General features: G+C 70.4%; 12 protein-coding genes and 1 tRNA gene. 10 read left to right on the top strand and 3 right to left on the bottom strand.

Annotated elements, in window-relative coordinates:
- Positions 1-36 precede the first annotated feature (36 nt).
- The gene (locus ACWD10_RS03425; protein WP_451086474.1) at positions 37-3,057 is read right to left on the bottom strand and encodes an SUKH-4 family immunity protein; all 3,021 of its coding nucleotides are present in this window, start codon (positions 3,055-3,057) and stop codon (positions 37-39) included.
- Positions 3,058-3,069: 12 nt separating this feature from the next.
- Entirely contained in the window at positions 3,070-4,056 is a 987-nt protein-coding gene (locus ACWD10_RS03420) for an SMI1/KNR4 family protein (RefSeq protein WP_451086472.1), read from the bottom strand.
- A 350-nt stretch (positions 4,057-4,406) separates the two neighbouring features.
- On the opposite strand from ACWD10_RS03420, the gene ACWD10_RS03415 reads away from it, so the two are divergent.
- Both ACWD10_RS03415 and ACWD10_RS03410 read left to right on the top strand, forming a co-directional pair.
- Complete coding sequence (locus tag ACWD10_RS03415; RefSeq protein ID WP_451086470.1) at positions 4,407-4,922, top strand: YwqJ-related putative deaminase; 516 nt, start codon at positions 4,407-4,409, stop codon at positions 4,920-4,922.
- Positions 4,922-5,428, top strand: a complete 507-nt coding sequence (locus tag ACWD10_RS03410; RefSeq protein ID WP_451086468.1) for an SUKH-3 domain-containing protein — start codon at positions 4,922-4,924, stop codon at positions 5,426-5,428. Before ACWD10_RS03415 ends, ACWD10_RS03410 begins: the two co-directional genes overlap by 1 nt.
- 136 nt (positions 5,429-5,564) lie before the next feature.
- Here ACWD10_RS03410 and ACWD10_RS03405 read toward each other — a convergent pair whose 3' ends face one another.
- The gene (locus ACWD10_RS03405; protein ID WP_451086466.1) at positions 5,565-6,956 is read right to left on the bottom strand and encodes a sensor histidine kinase; all 1,392 of its coding nucleotides are present in this window, start codon (positions 6,954-6,956) and stop codon (positions 5,565-5,567) included.
- 177 nt (positions 6,957-7,133) lie between these two features.
- Between ACWD10_RS03405 and ACWD10_RS03400 the strand changes: the two genes are divergently transcribed.
- The 8 genes from ACWD10_RS03400 (at position 7,134) to ACWD10_RS03365 (ending at position 13,661) form a co-directional block, all read left to right on the top strand.
- A complete protein-coding gene (locus ACWD10_RS03400) occupies positions 7,134-7,994 on the top strand; it encodes a hypothetical protein (protein WP_451086464.1) in 861 nt (286 codons plus the stop codon).
- 13 nt (positions 7,995-8,007) lie between these two features.
- Positions 8,008-8,084 (top strand) — tRNA-Gln (locus ACWD10_RS03395).
- A gap of 128 nt (positions 8,085-8,212) precedes the next feature.
- The gene (glmU, locus tag ACWD10_RS03390; RefSeq protein ID WP_451086462.1) at positions 8,213-9,664 is read left to right on the top strand and encodes a bifunctional UDP-N-acetylglucosamine diphosphorylase/glucosamine-1-phosphate N-acetyltransferase GlmU; all 1,452 of its coding nucleotides are present in this window, start codon (positions 8,213-8,215) and stop codon (positions 9,662-9,664) included.
- Positions 9,665-9,762: 98 nt separating this feature from the next.
- Positions 9,763-10,737, top strand: coding sequence for a ribose-phosphate diphosphokinase (locus tag ACWD10_RS03385; protein ID WP_451086460.1), 975 nt, complete (start codon positions 9,763-9,765; stop codon positions 10,735-10,737).
- Between the two features lie 238 nt (positions 10,738-10,975).
- Positions 10,976-11,569: a 50S ribosomal protein L25/general stress protein Ctc gene (locus ACWD10_RS03380; RefSeq protein ID WP_451086458.1), complete on the top strand. Its 594-nt coding sequence runs from the start codon at positions 10,976-10,978 to the stop codon at positions 11,567-11,569.
- Positions 11,570-11,656: 87 nt separating this feature from the next.
- Complete coding sequence (gene pth / locus ACWD10_RS03375) at positions 11,657-12,253, top strand: aminoacyl-tRNA hydrolase (RefSeq protein ID WP_451086456.1); 597 nt, start codon at positions 11,657-11,659, stop codon at positions 12,251-12,253.
- Positions 12,254-12,343: 90 nt separating this feature from the next.
- Entirely contained in the window at positions 12,344-12,826 is a 483-nt protein-coding gene (locus ACWD10_RS03370; protein WP_451086454.1) for a hypothetical protein, read from the top strand.
- Between the two features lie 175 nt (positions 12,827-13,001).
- Positions 13,002-13,661 carry an LPXTG cell wall anchor domain-containing protein gene (locus ACWD10_RS03365; RefSeq protein WP_451086452.1) on the top strand — a complete coding sequence of 220 codons (660 nt, stop codon included), beginning with the start codon at positions 13,002-13,004 and terminating at the stop codon, positions 13,659-13,661.
- Positions 13,662-13,693 lie beyond the last annotated feature (32 nt).

Raw genomic sequence — 13,693 nt, 5'->3', positions numbered from 1 at the left:
CAATTCCCCGATTCGGTCCGAGAGGGGTTCAGACGGTCAGAGCAGCCCGTCCCACATCTGCTCGAGCAGGACGGACCACCAGTTCTCCGGCGACGACAGCGCGGCCCCGTCCAAGGCGGCCAACTGCTGCTGGAAATCGACCGTCCAGCGACCCGCCTGCTCCTGGTTGAGGCCGTAACGCAGCCGCCACATCCGGCCGAGCAGGGCCAGACAGCGGACGAACTCCGGCAGACCGGTGTTCACGAACTGAGGCACCGCGGGCGCGCTGTGCTCACCCGCAGGGGAACCGGCCTCGACCGGCACGGCGACGATGTGCGCCGTGCCGTACTGCACACAGATCGCCTTGCCGAAATCGGAGCCCATCACCAGGTACGAGCCCGCGTCCGAGGCGGCCTGCACCTGCCGCTCCTGCGCCAGTTCGGCGAGGGTCGGCACCGGACGGCCCGGCTGCGCCTGCGCCCAGAAGAACGGGCTGAAGTCGACCGGCAGACCGGCCCACACCAACGTGTGCGCCACGATGTCGGGTACGCCCTGCCGCGACACCGCCCGCTGATCGAAGCGGAAGATGCCCTGCGGCCCGAACGCCCCGGCCAACTCGTGTGCCACACCCTCCGGCGGAACCGGCGGCACGGGCTGCACCGGCTGCACCGGGGCCCGCACCGGAGCCGGGCGCGCCGGACCGTCCGCGACCTGGTGCAACTCGCCCTGGTGCGCGAGGAGTTGCTGCATGCCCTGCTGCCGGGACGTGTGGTCCTTGCCGTACGGGGCGATGCTCGTGATCCGCGCCTGCGGCCAGGTCTCACGGATCATCCGGGCACAGTACGCACCGGGCAGCTCGCAGGACTCCAGCTCGGTATGGAGCTCGAGTACCTGCTGCGGCGGCACGTTCAGGGCGCGCAGCTCATGCAGGATCTGCCACTCCGGGTGCGGCATACCGGGCGCCGAGCGACGGATGAGCTGCTGCTCGGAGCTGTCCTGCGCGCGGTAGCGGAGCACGGCCTGATAGCCGGGGCCGACCGTGGGCTGGCCGGTAGGGGGCTGTTGCGGGTAGCCGTATGCCGGGGGTGCGGCCGGGGTCGGTCCGGGCGCGGGGGCGGCCGATGGTCCGGGCTGCGGACCGGGCGGTGGTCCGGGCTGCGGGCCTGCGCCAGGCGCACCGGGGGCGCCAGGCGCACCGGGGGCGCCAGGCGCACCGGGGGCGCCGGGTGCGCCGGGGCCGCCGGGGCCGCCGGGTGCCTGGCCGGGCATCGGCTGGGCGGGAGGCATCGGCTGGGCGGGAGGCATCGGCTGGCCGGGGGCGGGCTGGCCCGCTGGCCCCGGCTGGCCGGGGGCGGGCTGTGGGCCTGCGCCGGGCGGCATGCCCGGGGCGCCCGGCGGCGGGCCGGGCGGCTGCGGGGCGCCGGGTGCACCGGGCGCACCCGGGCCACCGACCGCGGGCCCGGCGAGCATGGTCGCGGCCTGGTGTACGCCACCGCCGCCACCGCCGGACGCACCGGGCGGCGGGGTGCTGGACGCGCCGGGTGCACCGGGAGCACCAGGAGCACCAGGCGGGCCGGGGGGCTTCGGCGCACCGGGACTACCGGGAGCACCGGGCGGACCCGGAGGCTTCGGCGCACCCGGACCAGCCGAAGCACCCGGACCACCGGGACCCATCATGTTCGGGTCGGCGAACATCGTTGCGGCGTGGTGCACACTGCCGCCGCCACCGTCACTGCCACTGCCACCGCTGTCCGCCGAATCGCCCTTGTCCTCCTCGGACTTGGGCTCGGAAGGCGCGGGCGGCGCGGGCGGCTGTGGCCCGTCGGGCCCGAGCGCGGAGACCAGCTGTGTCGGTACGTAGCCACCGGCCGGGGTTCCAGGCGCACCCGGACCTGACGGGGCCGGACCACCGGTCGTATCGGCGTCGGGCGAAACCGGCGGCGAGGCCGGGGCGCCCGGGGCCCCGGGCGGCGCGGGCACGCCAAGAGCGGCCGGGGGCGCGGACGGCGCGACCGGGGGTGCGGCGGGCGGCTGCGAGATACCGGCCTCCGGGGCACCGGCCTGCGGGGCACCGGCCTGCGGGTAGCCGTACGCGGGCGCACCCGCGGGCTCCTCACCCGGCTGGCCCGGCTGGCCCGGCTGACCCGGAGCCCCGGAGTCGTCACGCCCCAAGGCCGGAGCCTGGGTGGTCGGCGGCAGCTGGCTGCCACCCGACATCAGTGCCGTCTTGGCGTCGGGCGCGACGGACGGCGGCTTGTCCTCGTCGTCACCGGAGAGCGGCGGCGAGAACACGGTCGCGGGCAGCGGTACGGAGAGGTCCTCCTCGCCCGCGTCCGCGTTGGTGTCCGTACCGGCCCACGGAGTACCGCTCGTGGGCGCGCTGCTGGACGAGAAATCACCGGAAAGGGAGTCCCCACCGGAGGTGGACGCAGACCCGCCCGAGGCGGAGTCGAACCCACTGGAACCGGAGGTGGACACGGACCCACGCGAAGCGGAGTCGAACCCACCGGAGGTCGGGCCAGAACCGCCCCCCAAAGCCGAGCCGTCAGGCGAGGCAGCCTCCACCCCAGCCCCCGCCGAAGCCTCAGCCTCCGCCGAAACCGGAGCCCCCGCCGAAGCCGAAGGATCCGCCAAAGCCCCAGTCGAAGCCCCGGCCGAAGCCGAAGGCCCAGCCGAAGCCTCACCCGCCCCCCGCCGATCCGGAATCCCCAACTGATCAGCCGCCTCCTGCAACCACTCGGGTGGCGAAAGCAGGAACGACGTCTGGTTCAGATCCACCCGCTCCGGTGGGGGCGCGGCCGGTTCCGGGGCCGCGTCCGGGCCGCCGTAGTCCTCCTCGTACCGCCGGATCACCTCGCCCACGGGCAGCGCGGGCCAGAGCGTGGCCTCGCCGCTGTCCCGGGCGATGACGAGCCGCTGGCGGCCGCCGTCCGAGGTCGGGCCCTCCTCGCGATCCTCGGCCCAGACCACGAACCCGAGGTCGAACTCCCGCACCCGCACCTCACGGTGCTGATACGCGGGCACGCCGCCATTGATCCAGTCCTCGGCGCGCTCCTGCGCCTGCGCGAACGTCACCATCGCGGTCACCCCTTACGCCGCTACCGGCACGGCGCGCGCGAAGCCGCCGTCCACCATCAGGTTCGCCACGGTCTCCAGCTCCGGCGGGCTGCCCGCGAGCCGGGACAGAAAGGCGTCGAAGTCCTCGCCGAGCGGCAGCAACAGCCGTTCCATGCGCTCTCCTATGGTCCAGCCCGCCGTATCGCCGATGTCCCGTGCGTCGTCGTACGCGCAGAACCAGACCGAGCCGATCCGGTCGCCCTTGACCTTCACGGCAATCAGGCCGCCCTGCACGAAGCCCACACCGAGGTAGTCCTTTGTGAGGTGATCGCGCAGACACTTGTTGACGTAGTAGAGGTCGTTGACCGCGGCCTCGTCGCGGACCGTGAAGAACGGCTGGTCGACCAGGAGCCCGAGGTCCGCGTCGAGCGCGACGCCGACCGGGGCGCAGCCGCCCGCCGCCTTCAGGAACGCCCGGTAGGCACCCGGCAGCCGGTACCCCAGATCCTCCTCGACGCCGACCAGCTGCTGCTCGGTCACCGCGAGCGCGCTCTTCGGCAGCCCGAAGTGGACCGGGCGGGTCTCCTGGAGCGGCCGGGTGCCCCGCTTGTTCTGGTCGACCGGCGCCGTGGCCAGGCCGCCGTGGTGCCGCAGCAGCGCCTTCACCTCGACCGGGACCAGCTCGACGCGGCGGGTGCGGGGCACGTGGTGCCAGGTCCAGCCGTGCGGGGTCGCCACCGCGGGGACGGTGTCCCACAAGGTGTGTCCGTCGGCGGAGAGCGCGGCGTTCGCCGAGACGTAGTCCGTGAGGCGGAGTTCGTCGACGCCGAAACCCTCGGGGGGCTCGGCGATCTCGGCCGCCGCGCGCGCGAAGGGCGAGAAGTCCGGATAGCCGTGTTCGTCCACGCGTACGCCTCTGGGGTGGCGCGCGGCCCGGACCGGGTCCGGGAACTGCACGACCTGCCCGGCGTAAGCCGCGTTCGGCGGCGCGGCTTGCTGCCCGAGCCGACCTGTCGTCATGGCGGTTGCCCCCTGCGTGGATCCGTAACGACGCGCCGCTTGTCACCGCGTACCGCGCCACTGCCCCCACAGCCTAAGCGCTGACGCACCACCGGTCACCGGACCTCCGCTTCCGCGACCTCCGCTTCCGTGACCTGCGGCCACCCGTCCGTGACACGCGCCGTCGCGTGCGCCGTGACGTGCATCGAATACGACGCAGCACACACCGCCCCAGCTTCCGCACCAGGCACCCCATTTGGCAGTCTGTTCCCGCACTCAGGGAGTGCGGGACGCGCGGCCGGCGCCAGGCCCTGTCGTCAGAACACGGCCGGGAGAGGGGCCGACGCCACCGCCGGGAGGGACGTACCACCATGCACACCGCACCAGCTCACCCTCCAGGTGACCCGCGGCTCACCTGGAGCGGCACCGCCGAAGCCGCCGCCCCACCCACCCTGCGGCACCGCCGCGACGGGATCCTGCCCACCGTCGCCGCCGCCCTCTCCGTACGCGGCGAGACACTCACCTCCACCGCGGGCCGCTCCGACGCGACACCCGAACTCCACCCGCTCGTCAAGGACTTCCTCGACACCCTGACGAGCGGCCAGCGCGAACGCTTCACCGGCCGCTGCCCCGAAGCACTCCTCATCTCCCGCCATCTCACCGCGGTCGAGACCGCCCGGGCGGCCAAGTCCCGCCGCAACAAGGACAAACCACTCACCCCGGGCGAAGCACGCAAAGCACTGAAAAACTCCAAACTCACCACACGCCGGATCCGCGAGGCCGGCGACCCGCTCCACGGATCCTTCGCCCCACCCTGCCGCTCCTGCACCGCACTCGTCGCGCACTTCGGCGTACGCATCATCAACCCCACGGAGACTGAAGGCTGATGCCCTTCGACCGCACCACCGACCGCACATCCACCACACGCTTCCCCGTGCCCGTCGACGCCGCCCTGCGCGAGGCCGGCTGGCAGCCCGGCCGCTGGGACATACAGCAGGCCGAACGGTGGGCCGACGCACTACGCGAGCACGCCTCACCCGCGGGCCACCGGCACAACGTGTTCCCGGCCGCCGTCGAAGCCTGGGCGGAATTCGGCGGACTGACGGTCAACCCCACCGGCCCCGGACGCCAAGTCGCGCCCGTACCCCTCCACTTCGACCCACTCCGCGGCCTCCACCTGGCCCGCATCCTCGGCGACCTGGGCCGCGCCCTGGACACGGAGATCTGCCCACTCGGCGAGGAGACCGAGACCCAGGCCCTCCTCGCCATCGACAACGAGGGCCGCGTCTACGCCGTGGACCACACCGGCGACTGGTACCTGGGCCCGGACATCGACGACGCCCTCGCGACGCTGCTCACCGGGGCACTTCCCGTACGACTCACCACGGCGTAGTCACCCGTACGGCTGAATACGGCACAGCCACACAGCCAGCCATACGACCGGCAACGGCACAGCCACCCGTACGACCGGCAACGGCGTAACCCTCAGGAGCGCACACCCGCTCACCCGCCCGAAGCACAGGACCCGCTCACCCGCCCGACGAGCCGGACCGCGCCGGAAGCACCGCCGACACCCGGAAACCCCCCGCCTCCGTCGGCCCCGACACGAACACCCCGCCCAGCGCGCTGACCCGCTCCTTCATCCCCACCAGGCCATTGCCGCCGCTCGGCAGCCCCGGCGACCCGGCTCCGCCCTCCGGCGGCGGCTCGTTCTCCACCTGCATCGCCACCTCGGCACCCCGGTGCGCCAGCCGTACATGCGCCTTCGCGCCCGGCGCGTGCTTGTGGACGTTGGTCAGACCCTCCTGGATCACCCGGTACGCGGTCCGCTCCACCCCCGCCGGATAGCGGCCCGGCACCCCGTCCACCGACAACTCCACGGCCATGCCCGCGGCCCGCGACTGCCCGACCAGCTCCTCCACCTCGGCGAGGAAAGGACCGTCCACCTCGGCCAGGAAAGGACCGTCATCCACAACCAGGTCCGCACCCGGAGCCACATCCTCCGCCCGAGCCGCCGCCTCGGCCGCCGCCGCACCCACGGAAGCCAGCGGCACCGGCACGCCACCACCCCGCACCGCCGCAGGCCCCTCCGACTCATCCCGCTCGGCGGAACGCAGCACCCCCAGCATCTCCCGCAGCTCGGTCAACGCCTGCCGCCCCATGTCCCCGACCAGCGCGGCATTCCGCGCCGCCTTCTCCGGATCCTTGTGCGCCACCGCCTGCACCGCCGCCGCGTGCACCACCATCAGGCTCACCCGGTGCGCCACCACGTCATGCATCTCCCGGGCTATCCGCGTGCGCTCCTCGTTCCGCGCCCACTCGGCCCGCTCCTCCGCCCGCTCCGCAAGCAGCTGAAGCTCCCGCTCCAGGCTGTCCGCACGCTCCCGCAGGCTCTCCATCAGACGGCGCCGCGCCCCCACGTACAGGCCGAGCAGCACGGGAGGCGCGGTGACACCGAGCGAGGCGGCGACGGCGATGAACGGCACGAACCACTCACCGATCTGCAGATCCCCGCGCGCTATGTCCTGCTGCGTCCGCACGAACGTGACGATCATCGTGGCCGCGAGCGACATCCCGGCGAGCGCCGCGGTGATCCGCCGCGGCACCTCGGAGGCGGCCAGGGTGTAAAGGCCCACGACCGTCAGCAGAAACCCCATGCTGGCCGGGGTCACCGCGACGGTGACGAGGACAACGGCGATCGGCCACCGCCGCCTGAACACGAGCACGGCCCCGACGAGCAGCCCGAACACCACGCCCACGGCGACCGGAAGCCCGGCCCGCTCCGCGGACCCGACCCCCTCGGCCGCACACTCCACGGCCGACACCACCCCGAGCCCCACATCGAGCACGGCACTACGCCGCCGCCCCCACCACAGCGGCCCCCCGGCCGCTTCCTCGTGCTCTACCCCCGTCGTGGTCATGCCCTCCAGCGTACGGGCGCGGACCTGCGCCCAGCCGGGGAGTTTCCGGAACCACAGATACCGGGGCACTGGCACGCGCGGCGTTCGAGCGGAAGCGAAACCGCCTGATATTACCCGAACTGGTGAATCGATCGCGCTTTCGAGCCGGACGTCCGCATTCCGGACGAGGGTTGGCTTATGAGTGAGATCACAGGCAGGTACGCCGACTTCGAGTCTCTTCGCGAACGAGCCATAGCCCTGCGCCAGCAGGGCTGCAGCCTCCGACAGATCAGGAACGAACTGAAGGTCTACAACAACGACATCCTCAACCAACTGGTCAAGGGCGAGCCCCCACCGGAGTGGACCAAGCGCCCGAACGCCAAGGACGACCTCCGCGAGCGCGCCCGGGAGCTGCGGATCCAGGGCTGGACGTACGACCGAATCCAGGCGGAGCTCGGCTGCTCGAAGAGTTCGATCTCGCTCTGGGTGCGAGACCTGCCGCGGCCCGAGCCGCGCTACACGCCGGAGGAACAGCAGGCCCTCATGCACGCGGGGCTGGCCCGCCTGCGCAGCGCTCAAGACGAGGAGCGCGAGCGCGTCAGGCGTGCAGCACACCTGGAGGTCGGCGAACTCTCCGACCGCGATCTGTTCCTGGTCGGGGTAGCGCTGTATTGGGCCGAAGGCAGCAAGAGCAAGCCGCACGCCCGTCGCGAACGCGTGATCTTCGTCAACAGCGACTCCGGCGTCATCGAGACCTTTGTGGCCTGGCTAGACCTGATGGGCGTCGAGCAGGAGCACCGGGGCTACCGCCTCCTGATCCACGAGTCCGCGGACGTTCCTGCCGCTCACCAGTACTGGGCCGATGTCATCGGTGTCGACGTCGACGTCTTCAGCAGGCCCACGCTGAAGCAGCACAACCCAAAGACCGTCCGTAAGAACACCGGTGACGACTACCACGGTTGTCTAGTCATCTCGGTCAACCAGAGCGCCCACCTGTACCTGCGCATTGAGGGGTGGTGGAACGGAATCGTGGCCCACGCTCAGCGACATCTCAGGTAAGGTCTAAGGGCCGTCCCCCGTGGTGTAACCAGGCAGCACACGGTCTTTTGGTGGCCGCAGGTCAAGGTTCGAATCCTTGCGGGGGAGCCACAGCACACAAGATCTAAGTTCGGGTCCTGACCACCAGGTCAGGACCCGTCCTCATTTCCGCCCCACAACGCCCCGGTATCCTGCGGATGTCCACCCCGCAACACATCCGAAGCCGAAGGGCATCCCCCGTGAGCGCCACACCCCCGGCCGCCGTAGTCGTCCTCGCAGCGGGTGAGGGCACCCGCATGAAGTCGAAGACCCCCAAGGTTCTGCACGAGATCTGCGGCCGCTCCCTGGTCGGCCATGTCGTCTCCGCCGCGCGGGAGCTCGAGCCCGCGGAGCTCGTCGTGGTCGTCGGGCACGGGCGGGAGCTCGTCACCGCGCACCTCGATCAGGTCGACGCGGCCGCGCGCACCGCCGTGCAGGCCGAGCAGCTCGGCACCGGGCACGCCGTGCGCATGGGGCTCGAAGAGCTGAGTGCCGACGGGGCCGTGGACGGCACCGTGATCGTCGTCTGCGGGGACACTCCGCTGCTCACCGGCGAGACGCTGCGCGCGCTCGCCGCCACGCACACCGCCGACGGCAATGCCGTCACCGTGCTGACCGCCGAGGTGCCGGACGCGACCGGGTACGGCCGGATCGTGCGGGACGCCTCCGGTGCCGTCACCGCGATCGTCGAGCACAAGGATGCCGACGCCGCGCAGCGGGCCATCCGGGAGATCAACTCCGGAGTGTTCGCCTTCGACGGGCAGTTGCTCGCCAAGGCGCTCGGCAAGGTGCGCACGGACAACAGTCAGGGCGAGGAGTACCTCACGGATGTGCTCGGGATCCTGCGGGAGGCGGGGCACCGTGTCGGTGCCTCGGTCGCGGGCGATCACCGGGAGATCTCCGGGATCAATAACCGCGGGCAGTTGAGTCAGGCGCGGCGGATTCTCAACGACCGGCTGCTTGAGCGGGCGATGCTCGGCGGGGTCACCGTCGTGGATCCGGCCAGTACGTTCCTTGATGTCAGCGTGACGTTCGAGCCGGACTCGATCGTGCTGCCGGGTACGCAGCTGCTTGGCTCGACGCATATCTCGGAGGGTGCCGAGGTCGGGCCCAACTCCCGTCTGAAGGACACCGTGGTGGGCGTCGGCGCGCGCGTGGACAACACGGTGGCGGACTCCGCCGTGGTCGGTGAGGAGGCGAGCGTCGGGCCGTATGCGTATCTGCGGCCGGGCACCAAGCTGGGTGTGCGGGCGAAGGCCGGGACGTACGTGGAGATGAAGAACGCCACGATCGGCGAGGGCACGAAGGTGCCGCATCTGTCGTATGTCGGGGACGCGACCATCGGTGATCACACGAACATCGGTGCCGCGAGCGTGTTCGTGAATTACGACGGGCAGGAGAAGCACCCGTCCACCATCGGTTCCCATTGCCGTACCGGTGCCGACAATATGTTTGTGGCTCCTGTCACCATCGGGGACGGTTCGTACACTGCGGCCGGCTCGGTGATCACCAAGGATGTGCCGCCCGGTTCGCTCGCGGTGGCCCGCGGTCAGCAGCGGAATATCGAGGGTTGGGTGGCTCGTAAGCGTCCGGGGAGCGCGGCTGCGAAGGCGGCTCAGAGCGCTTCTCAGGAGTCGGACAGTGAAAGCTGACCGGAAAAAGGTGCGCCTGAGGCGGCGTACCGTGATAGTGCACACCATTCGGCCGGCTCGTTCCGGGCTGCGATGAACCTGTCTGAGGAGACTGTGCTGTGAGCGGGATCAAGACGACCGGCGAGAAGAAGATGATGCTCTTCTCCGGCCGCGCCCACCCCGAGCTGGCCGAGGAGGTCGCCGCCCAGCTGGGCATCGGCGTTGTTCCGACCAAGGCGTTCGACTTCGCGAACGGCGAGATCTACGTCCGTTACCAGGAGTCGGCGCGTGGGGCCGACTGCTTTCTGATCCAGAGCCACACGGCTCCGATCAACAAGTGGATCATGGAACAGCTGATCATGATCGATGCGCTGAAGCGGGCTTCCGCGCGCAGCATCACCGTGATCGTGCCGTTCTACGGCTATGCGCGGCAGGACAAGAAGCACCGTGGCCGTGAGCCGATTTCGGCCAAGCTGGTCGCGGATCTGATGAAGACCGCGGGTGCGGACCGGATCGTCACGGTCGACCTGCACACGGACCAGATCGTGGGTTTCTTCGACGGCCCGGTGGACCACCTCTTCGCGCTGCCGATCCTGGCGGACTACGTGGGTACGAAGGTGGACAGGGACAAGCTGACCGTCGTCTCGCCGGACGCGGGCCGGGTACGGGTTGCCGACCGCTGGTGCGACCGGCTCGGTGCGCCCCTTGCGATCGTGCACAAGCGGCGCGACAAGGACGTGGCGAATCAGGTGACCGTGCACGAGGTCGTCGGTGATGTCGAGGGCCGGGTGTGTGTCCTGGTCGACGACATGATCGATACCGGTGGCACGATCTGTGCGGCCGCGGACGCGCTGTTCGCGCACGGTGCGGAGGACGTCATCGTGACGGCGACGCATGGTGTGCTGTCGGGCCCGGCGGCGGACCGTCTGAAGAACTCGAAGGTCAGTGAGTTCGTGTTCACGAACACGCTGCCGACGCCGGGCGAGCTGGAGCTGGACAAGATCACGGTCCTGTCCATCGCGCCGACGATCGCGCGTGCGCTGAAGGAGGTCTTCGAGGACGGCTCGGTGACCAGCCTCTTCGAGGAGCAGTGAGCGAGCTGTGAGCCCCGGGTCGCCCTGGTTGCGGCCCTGGAAGATCTCCAGAAGATCGATTTCTGGTGCGGCCTCCTGGCGAGTAGACTGCCCAAGTTGCTCGGCGAGGGAGGCCGCACTGCTTTTTGCGAGCAGGTGTGGCTGTCCGTTATCGACGCGCTCTTCGTAGCAGGCCAGTCGTGGCCGGGTGACCGCCATCGACTCATCGATCCGCATGGATCCCCTACGAGGAGTGCTTATGTCCGAAGTGAAGATCTCCGCCGAGACGCGTACCGAGTTCGGCAAGGGCGCCGCCCGCCGTCTCCGTCGCGCCGACAAGCTGCCCGCCGTTGTCTACGGCCACGGCACCGACCCGCAGCACATCGCGCTGCCGCACCACGACACCCTGCAGGCGCTGCGCACCTCGAACGTCCTGATCAACCTGGACATCGAGGGCAAGAAGCAGCTGGTGATCCCCAAGGCCGTGCAGCGTGACGCGCTCCGCATCGGCATTCTCGAGCACGTCGACCTGCTCGTCGTGAAGAAGGGCGAGAAGGTCTCCGTGGAGATCCCCGTCCACACCGAGGGCGAGCTGGCTCCCGGCGGCAACCTGCTCGAGCACGTTCTGAACGCGCTGCCGGTCGAAGCCGAGGCCACCCACATCCCGGAGTCGCTCACCGTCTCCGTCGAGGGCCTGGAGTCGGGTGCCTCCGTCCTGGCCAAGGACATCACGCTGCCGGCCGGCACCACGCTGGACATCGAGGAGGACGCCGTCGTCCTTCAGGTCCTGTCCGCGCAGGCCGAGGAGCCGGCCGCGGAGGCCGCGGGTGAGGAAGAGGCCGCGGAGGCCTGATCCTCGCTTGGATGTGAACCGCCGGGCGGGCTCGTCGCAGTCCGCCCGGCGGTTGCGTGATGAAGGCGCCGCGAAGGAGAAACGCAGATGACCACCGACGCCAATGCCCCGTGGCTGATCGTCGGGCTCGGCAACCCTGGTCCGGGCTATGCCGCCAATCGCCATAACGTCGGGTTCATGGTCGTCGACCTGCTCGCCGAGCGGATCGGTGGCGGCTTCAAGCGGCACGGCAAGGCGCAGGCCCAGGTTCTGGAGGGCCGGATCGGGCCGATGGGTCCCGGCAGTCGCCGTGTTGTGCTGGCCAAGCCGATGTCGTACATGAATCTGTCCGGCGGCCCGACGACCGCGTTGCGCGACTTCTACAAGGTGCCGACGGACCGCATCGTCGCCATCCACGACGAGCTCGATATCGATTACGGCATGCTGCGTCTGAAGCTGGGCGGCGGCGACAACGGCCACAACGGTCTGAAGAGCATCACCAAGTCTCTCGGCTCGGACTACTTCCGGGTGCGCTTCGGGGTGGGGCGTCCGCCGGGTCGGATGCAGGTCGCGGACTTCGTCCTCAAGGACTTTTCGTCGAGCGAGCGCAAGGAGCTCGACTACTTCGTGGACCGGGCGGCCGATTCGGTCGAGTGTCTGGTCACCGAGGGGCTCGAGCGGGCGCAGAGCGCGTACAACGCGTAGCCGGAATGCGTACGTCAGGTGGTGGGGTCGTGAGGGCGTGGCGGAGGCCACGGTTGACCTGACGCACATCCATGGCCAAGGATCGCGGCCATGTCTGCCACCACCGCCGCGCCCGGTCTGCTGCTCTTCGGGCGGCGCGCCGGATCCGTACTTCTTGCGCTGCTGCTGCTTGTCGCGGGTGTCTGGACGTCCTGGTCGACGGCCCAGCACGTGCTGTTCGCGAGCGAGCGGGAACAGGGCAGGCTCTCGGTGTCGCGGTGCGACGAGGAGCGGTGCTGGGGGTCGTATGCCCCGGCGAAGACCCGGGTGGCGAGCAAGCCCCGCGACCGTGTGGTCATCGACCGGTCGCTCGGTGAGCGCAAGGGTGTGACGGTGCCGGTGGCGCTCAAGCCCGGCACGGATGAGGCGGTCCGCACCGGGGGCCCCGGTTTTCTGCACGCCTGGGTGCCGTTCGGGGGTGCGCTTGTCCTTGCCGCGGTGGTGGTCGGGGGTGGTCTTCGGCTTACGCGGACGGCGTGGGGTATCGGTCTTGCGGGGGCTGCTGTGCTGGTGGCGTCGTTCGCGACGCTCTGACGCCAACTCACGGACCGGAACGGGGCGTTCACCTTATCGTTATGGTGAACTATTGGGATGTTACGGGGCGCACGGGGCGGATGCGGTGTTCTGCGCCTTGACCGCCCTGACGGGGCGCAGGAAGCTGAGCCGCCCCCCCCAACTCCCGCTCCTCTTCCCAAAAATAGGACGCCCCATGCGCACCTTGACCGCTACCGGCGCCGCGGCCGTATCTGTAGCAGCTGCGTCTGCCCTGCTGTTCGTCTCCCCCGCCCACGCCACGCCCCCCGGCGACAACGGCACCATTAAGATCCACGACTCCGGGACCGGCGAGGAGCTCCGCAAGAACGAGCCTCACGTCTGCACGTTCTACCTCGACGCGTTCAATTTCGACGGCGGGCAGCGCGCCACGTGGTGGATCGAGGCCTGGGCCCCGACCGCCGGGGTGAAGGGCGAGAAGGTGAAGTCCGGTTCGCTCACGTTGAACGCCGAGGGTCATGGGCGTACGCGGGATCTGTCGCTGCCGGACGGGCACTACAAGCTGTTCTGGACGTTCGACGGCGAGAACGGTAAGGCGAAGCACAAGGTGTTCTGGTCGGACTGCGAGGGCGGCAGCAACAAGCCCGCCCCGGCCGACGAGCCCTCCGCCGCCCCCGAGTCCCCGGCGTCCTCGGCCCCGGCCGCGCCCGCGAAGCCGTCGCCGTCCCCGTCTCCGTCCTCGTCGCAGGAGGGCGACGGCGACCTGGCCGAGACCGGCAATGGCGCGCCGGTCACGGCACTCTCCGTCGCGGCGGCGGCGCTCGTCGGCGTCGGCGGCTACCTGGTCGCCCGCCGCCGCAAGGGCCACCAGAGCTGATACCCCGTAACACACCGGTGCCCGGCACGGAA

Source organism: Streptomyces sp. NPDC002851 (genome assembly GCF_053591935.1).
Note: the sequence above shows the minus strand (reverse complement) of the source record. Positions and strands in the feature narration are given on the sequence as shown.

Excerpts from the sequence above, each read along its gene's own strand:
- ACWD10_RS03400 (WP_451086464.1), top strand. The coding sequence starts at position 7,134 with ATGAGTGAGATCACAGGCAGGTACGCCGACTTCGAGTCTCTTCGCGAA.
- ACWD10_RS03380 (WP_451086458.1), top strand. The coding sequence starts at position 10,976 with ATGTCCGAAGTGAAGATCTCCGCCGAGACGCGTACCGAGTTCGGCAAG.
- ACWD10_RS03415 (WP_451086470.1), top strand. The coding sequence starts at position 4,407 with ATGCACACCGCACCAGCTCACCCTCCAGGTGACCCGCGGCTCACCTGG.
- ACWD10_RS03425 (WP_451086474.1), bottom strand. The coding sequence starts at position 3,057 with ATGGTGACGTTCGCGCAGGCGCAGGAGCGCGCCGAGGACTGGATCAAT.
- pth (WP_451086456.1), top strand. The coding sequence starts at position 11,657 with ATGACCACCGACGCCAATGCCCCGTGGCTGATCGTCGGGCTCGGCAAC.
- ACWD10_RS03420 (WP_451086472.1), bottom strand. The coding sequence starts at position 4,056 with ATGACGACAGGTCGGCTCGGGCAGCAAGCCGCGCCGCCGAACGCGGCT.
- ACWD10_RS03370 (WP_451086454.1), top strand. The coding sequence starts at position 12,344 with ATGTCTGCCACCACCGCCGCGCCCGGTCTGCTGCTCTTCGGGCGGCGC.
- ACWD10_RS03410 (WP_451086468.1), top strand. The coding sequence starts at position 4,922 with ATGCCCTTCGACCGCACCACCGACCGCACATCCACCACACGCTTCCCC.
- ACWD10_RS03365 (WP_451086452.1), top strand. The coding sequence starts at position 13,002 with ATGCGCACCTTGACCGCTACCGGCGCCGCGGCCGTATCTGTAGCAGCT.
- ACWD10_RS03405 (WP_451086466.1), bottom strand. The coding sequence starts at position 6,956 with ATGACCACGACGGGGGTAGAGCACGAGGAAGCGGCCGGGGGGCCGCTG.